Source organism: Limnohabitans sp. Jir72 (genome assembly GCF_003063575.1).
Taxonomy (GTDB): domain Bacteria; phylum Pseudomonadota; class Gammaproteobacteria; order Burkholderiales; family Burkholderiaceae_C; genus Limnohabitans_A.
In genome coordinates, this window is record NZ_NESC01000001.1 from 529635 (window position 1) to 548126 (window position 18492).

General features: G+C 58.0%; 15 protein-coding genes and 2 tRNA genes. 5 read left to right on the plus strand and 12 right to left on the minus strand.

Annotation, left to right across the window (positions count from 1 at the left end; genetic code table 11):
* Positions 1 to 3: 3 nt before the first annotated feature.
* Genes B9Z52_RS02245 through surE form a run of 3 tightly spaced genes read right to left on the minus strand, consistent with a single transcriptional unit; the run spans position 4 to position 2411 of the window.
* The gene (locus B9Z52_RS02245) at positions 4 to 846 is read right to left on the minus strand and encodes a peptidoglycan DD-metalloendopeptidase family protein (protein WP_233251776.1); all 843 of its coding nucleotides are present in this window, start codon (positions 844 to 846) and stop codon (positions 4 to 6) included.
* Positions 847 to 1644 carry a protein-L-isoaspartate(D-aspartate) O-methyltransferase gene (locus B9Z52_RS02250; protein WP_108412213.1) on the minus strand — a complete coding sequence of 266 codons (798 nt, stop codon included), beginning with the start codon at positions 1642 to 1644 and terminating at the stop codon, positions 847 to 849.
* Complete coding sequence (gene surE / locus B9Z52_RS02255; protein ID WP_108412214.1) at positions 1641 to 2411, minus strand: 5'/3'-nucleotidase SurE; 771 nt, start codon at positions 2409 to 2411, stop codon at positions 1641 to 1643. Before surE ends, B9Z52_RS02250 begins: the two co-directional genes overlap by 4 nt.
* 153 nt (positions 2412 to 2564) lie before the next feature.
* On the opposite strand from surE, the gene B9Z52_RS02260 reads away from it, so the two are divergent.
* Positions 2565 to 3539: an NADPH:quinone oxidoreductase family protein gene (locus B9Z52_RS02260; protein ID WP_108412215.1), complete on the plus strand. Its 975-nt coding sequence runs from the start codon at positions 2565 to 2567 to the stop codon at positions 3537 to 3539.
* A gap of 53 nt (positions 3540 to 3592) precedes the next feature.
* Here B9Z52_RS02260 and B9Z52_RS02265 read toward each other — a convergent pair.
* The 6 genes from B9Z52_RS02265 to B9Z52_RS02290 form a co-directional block, all read right to left on the minus strand.
* Positions 3593 to 3668, minus strand: a tRNA-His gene (locus B9Z52_RS02265).
* Between the two features lie 27 nt (positions 3669 to 3695).
* Entirely contained in the window at positions 3696 to 5627 is a 1932-nt protein-coding gene (locus B9Z52_RS02270; RefSeq protein ID WP_108412216.1) for a SurA N-terminal domain-containing protein, read from the minus strand.
* Positions 5628 to 5689: 62 nt separating this feature from the next.
* Positions 5690 to 5765 (minus strand) — tRNA-Val (locus B9Z52_RS02275).
* Between the two features lie 18 nt (positions 5766 to 5783).
* Entirely contained in the window at positions 5784 to 6056 is a 273-nt protein-coding gene (locus tag B9Z52_RS02280) for an HU family DNA-binding protein (RefSeq protein WP_108412217.1), read from the minus strand.
* A 262-nt stretch (positions 6057 to 6318) separates the two neighbouring features.
* Complete coding sequence (locus tag B9Z52_RS02285; protein ID WP_108412218.1) at positions 6319 to 7407, minus strand: tartrate dehydrogenase; 1089 nt, start codon at positions 7405 to 7407, stop codon at positions 6319 to 6321.
* 13 nt (positions 7408 to 7420) lie between these two features.
* Positions 7421 to 8311, minus strand: coding sequence for an alpha/beta fold hydrolase (locus B9Z52_RS02290; RefSeq protein WP_108412219.1), 891 nt, complete (start codon positions 8309 to 8311; stop codon positions 7421 to 7423).
* Between the two features lie 64 nt (positions 8312 to 8375).
* On the opposite strand from B9Z52_RS02290, the gene B9Z52_RS02295 reads away from it, so the two are divergent.
* Positions 8376 to 9338 (plus strand): LysR family transcriptional regulator, encoded by a 963-nt coding sequence (locus tag B9Z52_RS02295; protein WP_108412220.1) that lies wholly within the window; start codon positions 8376 to 8378, stop codon positions 9336 to 9338.
* On the opposite strand, the gene B9Z52_RS02300 is transcribed toward B9Z52_RS02295, so the two are convergent.
* The 3 genes from B9Z52_RS02300 to uvrC are packed head-to-tail and all read right to left on the minus strand — an operon-like array spanning position 9307 to position 12765.
* Positions 9307 to 10215 (minus strand): DMT family transporter, encoded by a 909-nt coding sequence (locus B9Z52_RS02300; RefSeq protein ID WP_108412221.1) that lies wholly within the window; start codon positions 10213 to 10215, stop codon positions 9307 to 9309. The genes B9Z52_RS02295 and B9Z52_RS02300 overlap by 32 nt on opposite strands.
* Positions 10212 to 10781, minus strand: coding sequence for a CDP-diacylglycerol--glycerol-3-phosphate 3-phosphatidyltransferase (gene pgsA / locus B9Z52_RS02305; RefSeq protein ID WP_108412353.1), 570 nt, complete (start codon positions 10779 to 10781; stop codon positions 10212 to 10214). The genes B9Z52_RS02300 and pgsA overlap by 4 nt, the downstream gene beginning before the upstream one ends.
* Before the next feature lie 52 nt (positions 10782 to 10833).
* Positions 10834 to 12765, minus strand: a complete 1932-nt coding sequence (uvrC, locus tag B9Z52_RS02310) for an excinuclease ABC subunit UvrC (RefSeq protein ID WP_108412222.1) — start codon at positions 12763 to 12765, stop codon at positions 10834 to 10836.
* A gap of 47 nt (positions 12766 to 12812) precedes the next feature.
* Between uvrC and earP the strand changes: the two genes are divergently transcribed.
* The 3 genes from earP to B9Z52_RS02325 all read left to right on the plus strand — a co-directional run bounded on the left by earP (position 12813) and on the right by B9Z52_RS02325 (position 18456).
* On the plus strand, positions 12813 to 13889 hold the full coding sequence (earP, locus tag B9Z52_RS02315; protein ID WP_108412223.1) for an elongation factor P maturation arginine rhamnosyltransferase EarP: 1077 nt from the start codon (positions 12813 to 12815) through the stop codon (positions 13887 to 13889).
* Between the two features lie 117 nt (positions 13890 to 14006).
* Entirely contained in the window at positions 14007 to 17081 is a 3075-nt protein-coding gene (locus tag B9Z52_RS02320) for a type I restriction endonuclease subunit R (RefSeq protein ID WP_108412354.1), read from the plus strand.
* Positions 17071 to 18456: a Fic family protein gene (locus tag B9Z52_RS02325; protein WP_108412224.1), complete on the plus strand. Its 1386-nt coding sequence runs from the start codon at positions 17071 to 17073 to the stop codon at positions 18454 to 18456. Before B9Z52_RS02320 ends, B9Z52_RS02325 begins: the two co-directional genes overlap by 11 nt.
* Positions 18457 to 18492: the final 36 nt, after the last annotated feature.

Below are 18492 nucleotides of genomic sequence, written 5' to 3' on the forward strand. Positions count from 1 at the left end.
CTTTCAGCGGGCAGGCAAAAACTTGGCCGGATCGACCGGCTTGCCCTGACGGCGCACCTCGAAATGGAGCTTCACGCGGTCGGCATCGGTGCTGCCCATCTCGGCGATTTTCTCGCCCTTGCGCACCTTCTGGTCTTCTTTGACCAGCAGCTTCTGGTTGTGGGCGTAAGCCGTGAGGAAGGTGTTGTTGTGTTTGAGGATGATCAAGTTGCCGTAACCACGCAGACCGGCACCGGCGTACACCACTTGGCCATCGGCCGAGGCCAGCACGGCATCACCCGCTTTGCCCGAAATGTCCAGGCCTTTGTTTTTGGCTTCGTCGAAACCGCCGATCAAAGAACCGTTCGATGGCCAGATGAAACCCAGCCCCTCGTCAGCAACGGCGGCTGCAGCGGGAGGATTGACAGGTGCGGGCTTGGCGGATGCTGTGGTCGCTGGCGTTTCCCCGCCTGACGTCACGGGCCGCACTATAACGCCCGAGGCTTCGACCGCAGCGCCAGGGGGCGCAACCCGCAAGACCTGACCGACTTCGATGACATCGGGATTGCTCAGGTTGTTCCAGCGCGCCAAATCACGCCACGCCTGACCATTGTCCAAACCTATGCGCATCAGGGTGTCGCCGCGCTGAACCGTGTGGTAACCAGGCTTGCCCGCGTTGTCGACAATCACTGTTGGTTTCACGGCCTCATGCGGCGCGACGCTTCCAGACGACGGACGTCCAGCGCCCATCCGGTCTTCAACAGGAGCCATCACACGCGGAGAGCTCGAGCACCCCGACAGCACGGCAAAAACCACCGCAATCAACACGACATGGATACGATTCAGAAAGTACATGTATTCATTCATTCAAGCAATTCCTGATTTTAGAGGCACAAAATGCACAGCCTCAAGAACTTGCCGTTCAAAACCCATGGCTGTTTTACGCATCACCACCAAAGCTTGATGGCCGGCGGGTGTGGTCGTGGGTGCCACCAAGCGACCGCCCACTGCCAGCTGGTCCAGCCAAGCCTGTGGAACATCATCACCACCCGCAGCTGAAATAATGCCCGCGTAAAGCCCACCAGCGGGATATCCCAACATGCCATCCCCAAAAATCAGGTGAACATTGTGCAAGCGCAAGGGCCGCAAATTCTCTCTCGCTTTTTCGTGCAAGCCCCGCAGGCGCTCCATGCTGTAAACCTCGGTCGCCACATGGCTGAGCACGGCTGCCTGGTAGCCACAGCCGGTGCCGATCTCGAGGATGCGGCCCAATTTGCCAGAAACACCTTCACGCATCAACTCGATCATGCGCGCCACCACATTGGGCTTGGAAATGGTCTGCCCCAGACCAATCGGCAGGCTGGTGTCTTCGTAGGCTTGCACTGCCAAAGCGGTTTCCACAAAACGGTGGCGCTCCACCGCCCCCATGGCCTGCAAGACCATCGGATCGTGCAAACCCTGGGCGGCCAGTTTGCTGACCATGCGGGCACGCAAAGGCCCTGAGTCGGTGACCGAAGCTACCACTGAAGTGACCTCAAGAGAACGCGCAGGCTGAAGCCCGTGAGCAGCATGCGACGGTTTGGCCAAGCCCACCACTGGGCTGCGCGTGGCGCGTGTGCCCCCTGCTGCTGGCAATTTGGCTGGAAAACCGGGGCGCTGACTCATGCAGATTCCGACATGTACAAACGATCAAAAGCGCGCGACCAGACATCCAGCGTGTGGTGTTCGGTCAAATCCACTTTCAAGGGCGTGACCACCATGTGGCCCATCTTGGCGGCATGAAAGTCTGTGCCTTCGCTGTCGTCCATGGCTGGGCCTGCATTGCCGATCCAGTACATGGTTTGCCCACGGGGATCCACCTGCGTGATGACCGGCTCAGCCGCATGGCGCCTTCCCAGACGGCACAACTGGGGTGACCGGATCTTCTCAAGGGGCAAATTGGGGATGTTCACATTCAGCAACCAGGGCTGTGCTTGGAGCAAATCACCTGACTGCATTTGAGCGATCAAGTGCTTGACCTTCTGGGCGGCTGCGTCGACGTGGGCCCAGCCTTTTTCAATTTGCGACACGGCCATGGCCGGTATGCCAAACAAATAGCCCTCCATGGCCGCACCCACGGTGCCCGAATACAAGGTGTCATCGCCCATGTTGGCACCATTGTTGATGCCCGAGACCACCAGATCAGGCCGGTAACCTAGCAGCCCCGTCAAAGCAATGTGCACACAATCGGCCGGTGTGCCATTGACATAACGAAAACCATTTTCAGCGCGGTTCACATACAAAGGGGTATGCAAGGTCAGCGCGTTCGACTTGGCGCTGTTGTTGTGCTCGGGTGCGACCACCTCGACATCAGCGATGGTTTTAAGCGCTTCATACAGCGCCACGATCCCCTCTGCGCGAAAGCCATCGTCGTTCGAGATCAGAATTTTCATGTGGGTTCCAGTATGGACTCCGATTGTAGAGTGCCCTCCTCTGGCGGATGAGACAAAACAGCGCGAAATCCCGGTCGCTCGGGGGACATAAATTCAGCATGCTCATCCCTACCATCGTTCAAAGTCCAAAACACCCACCTCAGGAGAGATTGAATGCACGCATGGCTTTGCGAAAACCCCACTGGCGTAGACGCGCTGACCTGGAAAGAACTGCCCACGCCGAGCCCCGCTGCGGGTCAGGTTCTGCTCAAAATTGAGGCCGCCAGCCTGAACTTTCCGGACCTGCTGATTGTCCAAAACAAATACCAAATGAAGCCCGAGTTGCCTTTTGTGCCGGGCTCCGAATACGCAGGCACCATCGAGGCCGTGGGTGAAGGCGTCACCCACCTGAAAGTGGGCCAGTCGGTGGCCTGCTTGTCGGGCACGGGCGGCTTTGGCACCCACACCCTGGCACCCGCCAAACTGTGCATGCCGCTGCCCCCGGGCTTTCCGGCTGTCGATGCGGCAGCCTTCATCATGACCTACGCCACCTCGCACCATGCGCTGGTGGACCGTGCTGCCCTCAAGGCCGGTGAAACCGTGCTCGTGCTCGGGGCCGCTGGTGGTGTGGGCACAGCAGCCATCCAGATCGCTAAAGCCATGGGGGCCAAGGTGATCGCGGCCGCATCGACCGATGAAAAATGCGCCTTGTGCGAAACCTTAGGTGCCGATGCCACCATCAACTACAGCACCGCGAACCTGCGCGATGCCCTCAAAACCCTGACTGAAGGCAAAGGGCCCGATGTGATTTACGACCCGGTCGGTGGTGAGTTTGCAGAACCGGCTTTCCGCTCCATCGCCTGGCGCGGCCGTTATCTGGTGGTGGGCTTTGCGGGTGGCCCCATTCCAACACTGCCCCTGAATTTGCCTTTGCTCAAGGGTGCCTCTTTGGTCGGTGTGTTCTGGGGCGACTTCGCCCGCCGCGAGCCCCAGGCCAATGCCGCCATGATGGCCGAGTTGGCCCAGTGGTACGGACAGGGCAAGATCAAACCCGTCATCGACAGCACCATGCCCATGGCTGACCTCAAGGCCGCGTATGCCCACATGGGATCGCGTGGCGTCAAAGGCAAACTGGTGATGGTCAACTGAACCGATCCACCCAAGAAAAAAGCCCTTGCATCGCTGCAAGGGCTTTTTTTGTTTGGGGTGGCTGATGGGGCTCGAACCCACGACAACAGGAATCACAATCCTGGACTCTACCAACTGAGCTACAGCCACCGTATAGATGAAATTATAACCTGATCTTCAGCGTTTTCCTGAAGTCTCAGCACCCTTGGTCTGAGGTTTTTGAATCAGGATTTCAGCTTTGAGCTGTTGCTTCAAATGCGTCAGGTAAGACTGAGTTTCAGCCTGCCCCCACAATTCCGACAATTGCAGGCGACTTTGAGCCACTTGTTGTGCTGAAGATGCGTCACGAGGGACCAATTTGTTGACACGCGCCAACACGTAACCTTGCGCGCCCAAATCGACACCCACCACTGCAGGCAAATGGGCTGGGTCAGCGCGCAGCACTGCATCCAACAGCGCTTGAGGTTGCGCTTGCGCCTGATCCCTTGACACTGTCACAGATGACCCAAACTGTCCTTGCGAGGGCTGCTCTTTCCATAAAGCCAGTTTGGCCTGTCCTTCCTCCTTCGCCAATTGCGCTGATCTCTCCTGCACAAACTGACGACGCACTTCTTCTTTCACTTCGGCGAATGGACGTACCGCTGCAGGACGGTATGCCACGACGCGGGCAGACACCAGGGTGTTAGGCGAAACTTCTACGGCTGCTGTATTGCGTCGCTTGTTCACAGCATCTTCGGCGAATACGGCTTGCAGCAACTTCGGATTGGCCAAAAGTCCTTGCGCACCAGCTGCAGGCAAGCGGGTCAGCCCTTGGGCCTGCTGCACGTTCAGTTTGAGTCGTTCAGCAATGGGTTTGAAGCTGTCGGCTTGTTCATAAACGCTGTTGCTGAATGTTTCTGCCTGCTCTGAAAATTGACGCTGAGCTTGTTGCTTGCGCAAATCTGCCTCCAATTGCGGTCGCATGGCTTCAAAGCTCGGGGTCTTGGGTGCTTTGATGTCGGTCAACTGAATGATGTGGAAACCAAAATCTGATTCCACCACATCGCTGATATCGCCTTTTTGAAGCGCAAAAGTGGCTTCTTCAAAAGGCTTCACCATGGCACCTCGTGCAAAAAAGTCCAGGTCACCGCCTTTGGTGGCAGAGCCTGTATCCTGGGAATTCTTTCGGGCCACTTCTGCGAAGGTTTTGGGATTCTTGCGAACCACGGCCAGCAGCTCATCTGCCTTGGCACGCGCTTTCAAACGATCACCGGCAGGCGCGTCTTTGGCTGCAGTGATCAGGATGTGACTTGCACGACGTTGCTCCTGTCCAGCCAAACGCTGCACATTTTGCTCGTAATAAGTTTTCAGATCCTGTTCAGCCAAGTTGATACTTTTCTGCAAAGCAGCCGTATCCAAAACCAAGTATTCAATGTCCGCACTTTCCACAGATCGGAAACGCTCTGCCTGAGCTTGGTAAAACTTCTCGAGATCGGCATCCGCGACTTCAACCTTGGCAGCAAAATCAGCAGGGCTCCATTTCTGAATCTGGATTTCTCGGCGCTGCAAATAGGCATCCAGGGCCGTATCGGTCTGCCGCTGTGACGCAAAAGCAGAGTCGCGCAAACCGGCCAGCACCTGTTGTGCCGACAAATCATTTCGCACTTTGGCTTCGAACATCTCGGGAGTCATGCCTTGGCTGGCGGCCAATTGCCGATAACGCTCCATGTCCAATTTGCCATCAGACCCACGCAAACCAGCAATTGTGGGGTCTTGCTGCAGATAGCGCGCCAAGCGCTGATCGCTGGTGATCAACAGTTGCTTTGTAGCGGCTTCCGAAATCACACGATCGTTAACCATTCGCTCCAAAGTGGCATACCGTGCTTCAGCCGAATCCAGTTGTTTAGGATCCAAATTGGGCACAGAAACACGGATGCGCTCGACTTCGCGTTGATGCGCTGCATCCCATTCACCTTGCGTGATCTTGTTGCCCCCAACTTTGGCCACAGGCTCACCTTGGTCCGAAAAGCGGCTGTAGCTGTCGATGCCAAACAAGACAAAAGATGGAATGACCAGCAAAAACAGCAATCCCATCAAAATTTTGGAGTGATTGCGGATGGAATCAAACATGTTCGAAGTCTCGGTTTATCAATAAAAAAGGCGAACAACCTGTTCGCCTTTACTTTTTGTGGTGGTGGGCGCTGACGGTCTCGAACCGCCGACCTACTCCGTGTAAAGGAGCCGCTCTACCAACTGAGCTAAGCGCCCCACCTGAAAAAAGTGAAATCAGTTCAAAGCATCCTTGAGGGCTTTGCCTGGACGGAACTTTGGTATCTTGGCTGACTTGATTTTAATCGCAGCGCCCGTGCGTGGATTGCGCCCCGTGCGCGCGGCACGTTTACCCACTGCAAAAGTACCGAAACCCACCAAAGAAACCGTATCGCCCTTTTTCAGGGTTGTGCGCACAGCACCGATGGTCGCTTCCAATGCACGGCCTGCAGCTGCCTTGGAAAGATCCGCTTGTTTGGCAATGTGTTCGATCAATTCAGTTTTGTTCACAAGAAACCTCTTGAAGTTGCATACCGGACAGACAGGTGTTGATTGAAATGCATACTGACAGTATCAATGTCAGGTTTAATTTTCTTGGCATTCGGGGCTGACTTCATTGGAAACCGGCCCCATTGGCACTGTCAATCCAAGCGCACCATGAATAAGCACCGCGGCTGGAATTCTAGCCGTGAAATCACAAACAGGCCAAAGCGCGATGGATATTTTTTACCCGCCAGACACTTCTTTAAAAAGGCCTGAAGTTGCCATCTGATCAAAGCGCCTCGGCGATGGCCCGGCCAACATCGGTGGTCTTGCCGGAGCCGCCCAGGTCCGGTGTGCGCGGTGCACCACTGCCAGGGGCTAGCACCTTTTCGATGGTGGCCAGGACCGCATCGTGAGCGGCCTTGTAACCGAGGAACTCCAGCATCATGGCACCGCACCAAATCTGACCAATCGGGTTGGCAATGCCTTTGCCCGCAATGTCAGGCGCCGAGCCGTGCACAGGCTCGAACAGCGATGGGAACTTGCGGTCGGGATTCAGGTTGGCGCTGGGAGCGATGCCGATCGTGCCTGTGCAGGCAGGGCCCAGATCACTCAGGATGTCGCCAAACAGGTTGCTGGCCACCACCACATCAAAAAAGTCGGGGCGCTGCACAAAGTGCGCGGTCAAGATGTCGATGTGGAACTTGTCCACGTTGATGCCAGGGTAAGCCTTGGCCATCTCGGCCACGCGCTCGTCCCAATAGGGCATGGTGATCGCGATGCCGTTGGACTTGGTGGCGCTGGTGAGGTGCTTTTTGGGGCGCGTTTGCGCCAACTCAAAAGCAAATTTCAGCACACGGTCCACGCCGATGCGGGTCATGATGCTTTCCTGCATCACGATCTCGCGCTCAGTACCGGGGAACATGCGTCCGCCCACGCTGGAGTATTCGCCTTCGGTGTTTTCGCGCACGATGTACATGTCGATCTCGCCGGGCTCGCGGCGGCTGCCGTCCTTGCGCACCACGGGGGCGATGATGCCGGGCATCAAACGCGCAGGACGCAGGTTGATGTACTGGTCAAACTCACGGCGAAACAAAAGCAGCGAACCCCACAGCGACACGTGGTCGGCGATCTTCTCGGGCCAGCCCACCGCGCCAAAATAGATCGCGTCGTGCCCACCGATCTGGTCCTTCCAGTCGTCGGGCAGCATCTTGCCGTGCTTTTCGCAATAGTCCCAGCTCGAAAAATCGAAGTGGTCAAACTGCAAGTCAATGCCAAATTTGCGCGCTGCCGCGTCCATCACGCGCAGGCCCTCGGGCATGACTTCTTTGCCAATGCCATCGCCTGCGATGACGGCGATGCGGTGTTTCTTGCTCATGGGATGCTCCTTGTCAATCAGACTGTGAATGGGTGAAAAATGCTTGTGCCTCGGCAAGGACCTGCTCGGGGGCTTCTTCGGCAAGATAGTGGCCGCAATCGATCTCGCGGCCTGTCACCTGAGCGGCGCGCTCGCGCCACAGGGCCAGCACATCAAAACAGCGCCCGACCGCGCCATGTTGACCCCACAGCACACGCAAGGGCTGTTGCAACAGGCGGCCGACGGCCACATCGGCGCGGTCATGTTCCAAGTCGAGCGAGGCACTGGCGCGGTAATCTTCGGCAATCGATTGGGCCGTGCCCGGCAAAGCGGCGCAGCGCTCGTATTCGGCCAGCGCCTCGGGCGCGAACGGGGCCAAGCCCGCATGGCGCCCACCCATCACGCTGCGCACATAGCGGGTGGGACTGGACTCGATCAAGGCTTCGGGCAGTGGCGAGGGTTGAATCATGAAAAACCAATGCCAATAGGCCCGGGCAAACGCTTCGCTGGTGTTTTCGTACATCGCCAATGTGGGCGCGATGTCCAAAAGCAGCAGGCGCTTGACGGCAACGGGTGCATCGACCGCCAAGCGGTGAGCCACCCGGGCACCCCGGTCATGGGCCAACACATCAAAGCGCTCAAAACCATGGGCTTTCATCACCGCCAAGGCGTCCAGCGCCATCTCACGCTTGCTGTGCTTGGTGTGGGCGGCATCGGCCTCAGGGCGCGATGAATCGCCGTAACCGCGCAAGTCCATCAACACCACCCGATGCGTTTGCGCCAACACAGGCGCCACACGGTGCCACATGGCCATGCTTTGAGGATGGCCGTGCAGCAACAACAAAGGCGGCCCCTCACCTGCCGCGCGGGTGTGCAACTGCACGCCTTGGCGCTCGACCGTGAGGGATTTGAAACTTTCCAACATGTGCACAGCTTACCCGTCAAAACAGCAATAATCAGGCAATTGATTATTCACAAAAAGAAAACAATTGGACCGTTCTGATCTTGAATTGGCATTGGCCGTGAGGCAGCACGGCAGCCTCAGCAAAGCCGCCCGGGCCTTGCAACTGGCCCCACCTGTGGTGACCAAGCGCTTGGCGGCACTGGAAGCGCACCTGGGTGTACGGCTGTTTCAGCGCACCACCCGCCGGGTGAGCCCAACCACGGAAGGCCACGCCCTGTGCGACCGCGCCACCGAGTTGCTGCTAGGCTTTGCCGCCATCGAAAATGAACTGCGCGAGCGCCAAAGCGAGCCCTCCGGCCCCATCCGCATGGTCAGCAGCTTTGGTTTTGGCAGGCTGTGGCTCGGGCCGCTGCTGGCCGAATTTCAGCAACGCTGCCCACAGGTGCAGATCGAGTTGCAGCTTTCCGAACGTTTGCCCGATCTGGCCAACGAAAGCTTTGATGCCGCCATTTGGCTGTGGAATCCACCCGCACAGATTGCAGCCGAGTGGATCTCACGCAAACTCGCCCCCAACCAACGCGTCCTGGCGGCGGCGCCCACCTATCTGCACCTGTACGGGACACCGCACTCGGCAGAGGAGCTGTCACAACACCAATGCTTGGTCGTGCGCGAAAACGGCGGCGAAACCGGGCAAGGCCAGCGCTTTGATGAATGGCGACTGACACGCGAAGGCTCTGCCCGCCCCCTGCACATCCCAGTCAAAGGTCCTCTGTCCAGCAACTCAGGCGAGATGGTGCGCGACTGGTGCTTGGCCGGGCAAGGCATCATGCTGCGCAGCCTGTGGGACATCGCGCCGCAATTGGCCAGCGGTCAACTGGTCCGGGTCTTGCCTGACTGTGCGATGCACGATGCCCACATCCACTGGCTGGCACCCTACCGCTCGCAAATGCCTTTGCGCATTCGCTTGCTTCAGGAATTTCTGGCAGAGCGCTTTCGCCAAGAGCCCTGGAAGGTGATCAGCGCCGAGCGGGCCGCACCACGAGGCTGACGCCCAGTGCCGTCAAAGCGGTGCCCGCAATCGTCGCGGCGGTGATGGTCTCGCCAAACAAGATCCAAGCAACGATGGCCGTGGTCGGCGGCACCATGTACATCAGGCTGGACACCGATGCCGCAGCGCCGCGCTGGATCAGGATATAGAGCAGCGAGCTGCCGCCCAAGGTCAACCCCAGCACGGCCCAGGCCATGGCCCCGATGGATTCGGCATTCCAGCGGATGATTTCAGGCTCAGCCCAAGCCAGCGGCAAAGTCACAGCCAAAGCCGCCATCAGTTGCACCGTATTGGCCGTGCGCACATCGCAAGGCTGCACAAACCGTTTTTGGTAGAGGGTGCCAATCGTGATGCTGAACATCGCCCCAATGGCAAAAGCCATGTTGACGGGTGTCACATGGTCCATGGCCGAGCCCAAAGTCAACTTGCGCCAAACCACCATCAACAGCCCGGCAAAGCCAAGCGAAAGCCCCGCCCACTGGCGCGGCGTCACGCCGGGCTGGCCTGAACTGCGCAAGCTCCAGGACAACCAGATCGCGGTCAGCACCGGCTGAAAGCCCACAATCAGCGAAGACAAACCCGAGCCCATGCCCGCCTTGACGGCGGCCCACACGCCACCGAGGTAGCCGGCGTGCATCAAGACACCCGTGACCGCCAGATGCAGCCATTGCCCACGGTCATGCGGCCAAGCCACACGGGCCAAACCAATCCAGATCAGGAAACAGACGATGGAAAACAGATAGCGCATCAGCAAAAAGCTGAATGGCGGGGCATAAGGCATGCCGAATCGGGCCACGATGAAACCCGTGCTCCAGATCAGCACAAACACCACCGGCATGGCCTTGATCCACGCCGTCGTCTGAGAATGTGCGCTCATTTGACCCGTGCCCGGATTTCAGGCAGGGCCTTTTGCATGTAATACACCATCGACCAAATCGTCAGCACGGCGGCAATCAGGATCAACACAGCGCCCCAGTCGCGGGTGTCGATCGCTCCGAACAACATGCCGTCGTAGAGCAAGAAAGGAATGGCCACCATCTGCACCGTGGTCTTGAGCTTGCCCACCATGTGTACCGCCACGCTCTTGCCTGCGCCGATCTGGGCCATCCACTCGCGCAGCGAAGAAATCGCGATTTCACGCCCAATGATGACCAGTGCAATCAGCACATGCACCCGGTGCATGTGCACCAGCACCAGCAAAGCGGCGCAGACCAAAAACTTGTCCGCCACCGGATCGAGGAAAGCGCCAAAGGCCGAAGCCTGATTGAGCTTGCGTGCCAAGTAACCATCGAGCCAGTCGGTGATGGCAAACACCACGAACATCGACGTGGCGATCAGGTTCTGCGTGGCCATGGACAAACCCGGCCAGTAATAGACCCCCACGATCAAGGGAATCGCGACGATGCGCGTCCAGGTCATGAGGGTTGGAATCGTGAAAAACATGGCTCTCATTGTGGCACGGCTCTTTGGCATTTCTCTGACAAGCGGGCGACCTTCAGTGCAGGGCCTGGTAAATCGTCTCGGCCAGCTCGCGTGAAATGCCCTCGACCCCAGCCAAGTCCTCCACGCTGGCGCCCTCCACGCCCCGCACGCCACCAAAGCGCTGCAACAGGCGAGCCCGCTTGCGCGGCCCGATACCGGGGATTTCTTCGATCTTGCTGCCGCCCATGCGCACCTTGGCGCGCTGGGCCCGCATGCCGGTGATGGCAAAGCGGTGGGCCTCGTCTCGGATCTGCGCGACCAGCATCAGGGCGGCCGAGTCCTTGCCCAAGTAAACCTTCTCGCGGCCATCGGCAAACACCAGCTCTTCCAGGCCCACCTTGCGGCCCTCGCCTTTTTCGACGCCTACGATGTGTGACAAGTCCAGCCCCAGCTGGGTGAACACCTCGCGGGCCATGGACACCTGGCCCTTGCCGCCGTCGATCAGCACCAAGTCGGGCAAACGGGCCGTGCCCTCGGCCGAGCGCATGGCCTCGGCCAGCTTGCCGTAGCGGCGCATGAGCACCTGGCGCATGGCCGCGTAATCGTCGCCGGGCGTGATGCCCTCGATGTTGTAGCGGCGGTACTCGCTGCTTTGCATCTTGTGCTGGCGAAACACCACGCACGAAGCCTGCGTGTTCTCGCCCGCCGTGTGAGAGATGTCGAAACACTCGATGTGCAGGGCGTCTAAATCGTCCGGTGCCAGGTCGAGCGCATCGGCCAGCGCCCGGGTGCGGGCCTGCTGCGAGCCCTCTTCGGCCAGCAAGCGCGCCAGCTGGATGTCTGCGTTTTTCTCGCTCATCGAAAGCCACACCCGGCGCTGCTCGCGTGGGTTGTGCACCGCAGAAATCTTGTAACCCGCCTGCTGAGACAAGGCTTCGATCAGCGACTTGTCCACCGCCACGCTGGTGATGAGCGCGGCAGGCATCGGGATGCCGATGTAATGCTGCGCCAAAAAAGCCTCCAGCACTTGCTGCTCCAACGGGCGCTGTGTTTCCGCATCCTCTTCAACGGCCTGCAAGGCGTGGGCATCTTCCACATGCGCCGGAAAATAAGCCCGGTCGCCCAAATGCCGCCCGCCGCGCACCATGGCCAGGTTCACGCAAGCACGGCCGCCTTGCACGCGCACCGCCAAAATGTCCACATCGGTGTCGGTGCCCGTGTCCACCGATTGCTGGTGCAGCACCTTGGACAGCGCCGACATCTGGTTGCGCACCTCGGCGGCCAGCTCGAACTCCAGCCGCTCGGCGTGCGCCATCATCCGGGCCTCCATCTCTTGCAGCAGGGCTTGGGTCTCGCCCTTCAAAAAGCGCTCGGCGTGCTTCACATCGTCGGCATAGCCTTGCGGGCTGATCAAGTTCACGCAGGGGCCCGAGCAACGCTTGATCTGATACAACAGACAGGGCCGACTGCGGTTGGCAAAGACGGTGTCTTCACAGGTGCGCAGGCGAAACACCTTTTGCAAAAGTTGAATCGATTCCTTGACCGCCCAAGCACTCGGAAACGGCCCAAAGTAGCGGTGCTTCTTCTCAACAGAGCCCCGGTAATAAGCCACACGGGGAAAGGTCTGCGGCTCGGGCGCACCTTCTACAGCCTTCAAATGCAGGGTGCCGTTGCCGGTCAACTTCAAATACGGGTAAGTCTTGTCGTCTCTGAACAGGATGTTGAAGCGCGGGTTGAGCGTCTTGATCAAGTTGTTTTCCAGCAGCAGGGCCTCGGCCTCGGAGCGCACCACCGTGGTCTCCATGCGGGCGATCTTGCTGACCATGTGGCCAATGCGCGTGCCACCGTGGTCCTTCTGGAAATAGCTCGACACCCGCTTTTTCAGCTGCTTGGCCTTGCCCACATACAGCACGTTGCCTTGCGCATCGAAATAGCGATACACCCCCGGCAAAGCCGGGAGCGCGGCCACCTGGGCCAGCAAGGATTCGTCGTGTGCCGCTGTCATGGCGCGTATTGTGACGGGGAAACACTTTGCCCCGACAATCTCCTCCCATGAAGACGCACCGCCTCTGGGACATTTTTTGCACCGTCATTGACAACCATGGCGACCTGGGCGTTTGCTGGCGCCTCACGCGCCAACTGCTGGCGCAAGGCCAGTCGGTGCGCCTGTGGGTGGACGACGCCTCGGCCCTGAGTTGGATGGCCCCCGAAGCACATGAGCTGGCGAATTTGGAGGTCCTGGCATGGACCGCTGCCAGCCAAAGCGAAGTACTGACCAGCTTGCAACCAGCTGATGTTTGGATCGAAGCCTTTGGCTGCACACTGCCCGAAGCTTTTGTCGCCCACGGTGTCGCAACTCGCCAGCACCAACCCGCCTGGATCAACCTCGAATACCTGAGCGCCGAAGACTGGGTGCCCCGCATGCACAAGATGCCTTCGCCGGTGATGAGCGGCCCGGCCAAGGGTTGGACCAAAACCTTCTTTTATCCGGGCTTCACCGACAACACCGGCGGCCTGCTGCGGGAAACCGATCTGCTGGACAGACAACAGCGCTTCGACCGAGCAGCCTGGCGTCAAAAGCACGCCCCAAGCCTGGCACCGGACGGCCTGCTGATCAGCCTGTTTTGCTACGAACCCACCGCCCTGCCCCAACTGCTCACCCAGCTGGTCGGCACGCCCCACCACCTGCTGGTCACCCCCGGCCGTCCGCTGGCTGCCGTGCAACAAGCGCTGGACCACATGCCTGTGCAACCGAGCTGGAGCGCCCTGCCCTACACCGACCAAAACGGCTTCGACGAGATGCTGCGGGCCTGCGACCTCAACTTTGTGCGCGGTGAAGACTCGCTGGTGCGGGCGCTGTGGGCTGGCCAGCCCTTCATCTGGCACATCTACCCACAGGATGACAACGCGCACCATGCCAAGCTGGAAGCGTTTTTGGAGTGGATGCAGGCGCCGCAGAGCCTGCGAAAGGCGCATCGGGTTTGGAATGGGATCGAAATTGGCGAATTAACCGCGTTGAGCACTGAAACATTCAACACGTGGGCACACAACGCCCGAGACAAACGCCAACAGCTTTTTGAGCAAACAGATTTACTGGCAAATCTGTTCAATTTCGTTCCGAAAAAATGACTCTAAATTTATTAAAAATCAGGCTTATCGCCTAGCCTCAGCCCCTAAAATCATTGTGCTTTGCACGACTTCCCCACGGAGTCGCCCACCATTCAAGACTCATCGCCCTACCTGCCCATGACCCCAACCCAATTCAGCTATGACCAGTCATCTGGTACAGCCCGTCACGGCGTCAAAGAAGAGCAGATTGAATACGGCTTCATCGGCAAGCTGCAGAGCCTCAAATACACCTACCGAGACGACATCCGCGACCGCGCAGCCCTGGAGCAAAACTTCCGCGAAAAATTCCAAGAGCTCAACCGCGTCAACCTCAGCGATGCGGAGTTCAAACGCCTTTTAGAAGACATCGTCACCGCCGACGTTTTCACAGCCGCCCGCACCTTGCGCGAGCGCAACTCATTCACGCGTGACGACGGCACGCCGCTCCACTACACCTTGATCAATATCAAAGACTGGTGCAAAAACACCTTTGAGGTGGTTAACCAGCTGCGCATCAACACCGACTACAGCCACCACCGCTATGACGTGCTCATCCTCATCAACGGGGTGCCCTGCGTACAAGTGGAGCTGAAGACGCTCACCGTCAATCCGCGCCGCGCCATGGAGCAGATCGTTGAGTACAAAAACGATCCGGGCAACGGCTATAGCAAAACCTTGCTGTGCTTCTTGCAGTTGTTCATCGTCAGCAACCGCACCAACACCTATTACTTCGCCAACAACAACACGCGCCACTTTGCATTCAACGCAGACGAGCGCTTCTTGCCCATCTATCAGTTCGCCGACGAAGCCAACACCAAGATCAACCACCTCGATGACTTCGCCCAGAAGTTTTTGCCCAAATGCACGCTGGGCGAAACCATCAGCCGCTACATGGTGCTGGTGGCCAGCGAGCAAAAGCTGCTCATGATGCGGCCCTATCAGGTGTACGCCGTCAAGGCCATCGTGGACTGCATTCACGACAACTCTGGCAACGGCTACATCTGGCACACCACGGGCAGCGGCAAAACGCTTACCTCGTTCAAAGCCTCCACCCTGCTCAAAGACAACCCCGACATTGAGAAATGCCTCTTTGTGGTGGACCGCAAAGACTTGGACCGGCAAACCCGCGAAGAGTTCAACCGCTTCCAAGAAAACTGCGTCGAAGAAAACACCAACACCGCCAGTTTGGTGCGCCGCCTGCTGTCTGACGACTACGCCGACAAGGTCATCGTCACCACCATCCAAAAGCTGGGCTTGGCGCTGGACGACAACAGCAAGCGCCACCGTTCTAAAGCACTGCAACGCACCCACAGTGGCCAAGCCTCTTACAAAGAACAGCTCGCGCCCCTGCAAGACAAGCGCATTGTTTTTATCTTTGACGAATGCCACCGCTCGCAGTTTGGCGAGAACCACAAAGCCATCAAAGCCTTTTTCCCCAAGGCTCAGTTGTTTGGCTTTACCGGCACGCCCATTTTTGAAGACAACGCCAGCCGCACCCAGATTGAAGACGAGCAAGCCAGCCTGCGTACGACTGAAGACATCTTTCAAAAGCAGCTGCACGCCTACACCATCACCCACGCCATTGAAGACACCAACGTGCTGCGCTTTCATGTGGACTACTTCAAGCCCGAAGGTAAGAACGTACCCAAGCCCGGCGAGGCGCTGGCTAAGAAAGCCGTGATTGACGCCATCTTGGCCAAGCACGACACCGCCACCGCAGGCCGCCGCTTTAACGCTGTGCTGGCCACCGCCAGCATCAACGACGCCATTGAGTACCACGCATTGTTTAAAGAAGCACAGACTGCCAAGCAAAAGACTGAGCCTGACTTTATGCCTCTAAACATTGCTTGCGTGTTTTCACCGCCTGCAGAAGGTAACGCTGATGTGCAGCAAATTCAAGAAGACCTGCCAACTGAAAAAGCCAACAACGAGCAAGACCCCGAAGGCAAAAAAGCCGCGCTCAAAGCTATTCTTGCCGACTACAACACCCGCTTTGGCACCGACCACCAGCTGAGCGAGTTTGACCTGTATTACCAAGACGTTCAAAAGCGCATCAAAGACCAGCAGTGGCCCAATACCGACTACCCAGCCGCAAAGAAGATTGACATCACCATCGTGGTGGACATGCTGCTGACCGGCTTTGACAGCAAATACCTCAACACCCTGTATGTGGACAAAAACCTCAAGCACCATGGCTTGATACAGGCGTTCTCGCGCACCAACCGCGTGCTGAACGGCACCAAGCCCTACGGCAACATCCTCGACTTCCGCTCGCAAAAAGACGCGGTGGATGCCGCCATTGCATTGTTCTCTGGCGAAAAGAGCGATGAGAAAGCCCGCGAAATCTGGCTTGTGGACAAAGCCCCTGTGGTCATCGACAAGCTGCAAACCGCTGTGCAAGAGCTGGCCGAATTCATGCAATCACAAGGCTTGACCTGTGCGCCCGAAGCGGTGCCCAACCTCAAGGGCGACGATGCCCGCGCCGCCTTTGTGAAGAAATTCAAAGAAGTGCAGCGCCTCAAAACCCAGCTCGACCAATACACCGACCTCACGCCAGACAACGCCGCCGCCATCGAGCAAATCTTGCCCAGCGAAGTGCAGCAAGGCTTTAGAGGTGCATACCTCGAAACTGCACAGCGTCTCAAACAGCAGCAAGACAAGTCCAGCCAAGATGATGGCAACACGACCGACGAGGTAGACCAGCTCGACTTTGAGTTTGTGCTGTTTGCCAGCGCCGTCATCGACTACGACTACATCGTGGGCCTCATGTCGCGCTTCTCTAGCCAAGCGCCAGGCAAGCAGAAGATGAGCCGAGAAGAGCTGATTGGCCTTATCAGCGCCGACGCCAAGTTCATGAACGAGCGCGACGACATTGCCGCTTACATTGCCACCCTCAAAGTGGGCGAGGGCTTGAGCGAAACGTCTATCCGCGATGGCTACGCACGATTCAAAAAAGAAAAAGACAGCGCTGAGCTGTCGGTCATTGCCACCCAAAACGGCTTGGCCTCCGACGCATTGCAAGCCTTTGTGGACAGCATCTTGCAGCGCATGATTTTGGACGCCGACGCCTTGACTGACCTGATGACCCCACTTGATTTGGGCTGGAAAGCCCGTGCCCAAGCAGAGACCGCATTGATGATCGAGCTGATTCCGTTGCTGACCAAACGCGCCCAAGGGCGCGAAATTTCTGGCTTGCGTGCGTATGAGCATTGAACCTCTGCATGAAAACCACCGCGTTGAACTCAAGCGCGAGCTCACCCCCGAGCTCGACCTCGAAAAAGAAGTCGTCGCCTTCCTGAACAGCCACGAAGGCGGCTTCATCTACATCGGTGTAGATAACACCGGCCAACGCGTCGGTGTGGCCGATGTGGATGGCGACATGCTCAAAATCAAAGACCGCATCAAAAACAACATCAGCCCTTCGGCCATGGGCTTGTTTGATGTGCTCGAAGAAGAGGGCCCAAAGGGCGTGCACTGTATCAAGGTCATCGTGGCCAGCGGCAGCGAAAAGCCCTATGCCAAAAAGAAATATGGCCTCAGTGAAAAAGGCTGCTTTGTACGCGTGGGCAGCGCCGCCGAGCCCATGCCCACCGCCATGATTGAGCGGCTCTTTGCCAACCGCACCCGCAACTCCATTGGCAAAATCAAAGCCCACCGCCAAACCCTGAGCTTTGAGCAACTGCGCATTTACTACGAAGAAAAGCGCAAGCCCCTGGGCCGACAATTCAAAGCCAACCTAGAGCTCACCACCGAAGACGGCGCACTCAACTACGCCGCCTACTTGCTGGCCGACGAAAACGGCATGTCCATCAAAGTGGCCAAGTACCAAGGCAAAAACCGCGTGCACCTGATCGAGAGCAACGAATACGGCTACTGCTCACTCATCAAAGCCACCAAAGCCGTGCTCGATAAGCTGGAGCTGGAAAACAAAACCGCCAGCACCATCACCGCCAAAGAGCGCATTGACGTGCGCCTGTGGAACCCCGTGGCCATGCGCGAGGCGGTGATCAACGCCATCGTCCACAACGACTACAGCCGCGAAGCGCCACCCAAGTTTGAAATCTTTGCCGACCGCATCGAAATCACCTCGGCCTGCGCCTTGCCTGAGGGCTTGACCCCTGCTGAGTTTTTTGAGGGCTACTCCATCCCCCGCAACAAAGAGCTGATGCGCGTCTTCAAAGACCTAGAGATGGTCGAACACCTTGGCTCGGGCCTGCCGCGCATCACCGAGTTTTATGGGCCAGAGTGCTTTCGCTTCACTGAAAACTTTTTGCGCATCAGCTTTGCGGCCAGCAGGCCGGTGCATGAGGAGGAGACAACCGATCCAGTCACCCCGCAAGTCACCGAACAAGTAACCGAACAAGTAACCGAACAAGTACGTCGCCTCTGCATGGCTCTGGGGCAAGAGGCTAAAGGCGCAAAAGAGCTGATGCAGTTGCTGACCCTTAAGCACCGCCCGAGCTTTTTAGAAGGCTATTTGAACCCGGCCTTGCAGCAGAATTTTGTGGAGATGACCCAGCCAGACTCACCACGCAGCCCTACACAAAAATACCGCCTGACCGCACAAGGAAAGGCCTTGTTGAAATGACCGTACCCCAGCAGCACAGCCTTAAGCCTGGCCCTT